The sequence below is a fragment of the Phenylobacterium sp. CCH9-H3 genome, assembly GCF_001557235.1.
In the GTDB taxonomy this organism is placed as follows: domain Bacteria; phylum Pseudomonadota; class Alphaproteobacteria; order Caulobacterales; family Caulobacteraceae; genus Phenylobacterium.
In genome coordinates this window covers 1-518 of record NZ_LSJI01000279.1, presented here as the reverse complement: position 1 = coordinate 518, position 518 = coordinate 1, and the positions used below count along the sequence as shown (strand labels likewise).

The window sequence follows — 518 nt, the reverse complement described above, 5'->3', positions numbered from 1 at the left end:
CCCGCCCCGCGCCACGCCCGGAACCGTGCGCCAATCGTCGGGGTAGAGGCCGTCCGAGCGATACTTGCGCTGGGAGTAGCTGACGCCCAGCAACGCGCCCCAGTTGCCGATCACCCCGCCCAGGGTCAGGTCGCCCTGGACCGGGAACTTCTCGTTGAACTCCTGATACCCGACCTGGGCGCGGAGCTGGGCGATCCGGTCCTGGCGGAGGTCGAACGGCGACTGGGTGACCAGGTTGATCGTCCCGCCGATGCCCTGGGCGTCGCGGTCGGGCGTCACCGCCTTCAGCACCTCCAGGCGGCCGAGCAGCTGGCCGCTGACCACGTCCAGGGGCAAGGCGCGGCTGTCGCCGTCCGGATTGCCGACCTCGACGCCGTTCAGGGTGACGTTGTTCAGTGCCGAGGGCGTGCCGCGGATCGAGACATACCGGCCCTCGCCCTGGTCGTAGGCCACGCCGATGGCGGGCAGGCGCTCCAGGTTCTCGGCCACGTTCTTGTCCGCGAGCCGGCCGATGTCGT

At 70.7% G+C, this 518-nt stretch carries 1 protein-coding gene; it reads right to left on the bottom strand.

Features of this window, described 5'->3' with window-relative positions:
• Positions 1–518: TonB-dependent receptor plug domain-containing protein (locus tag AX721_RS24790; RefSeq protein WP_156467368.1), on the bottom strand; the 518-nt coding region annotated here is incomplete at both ends.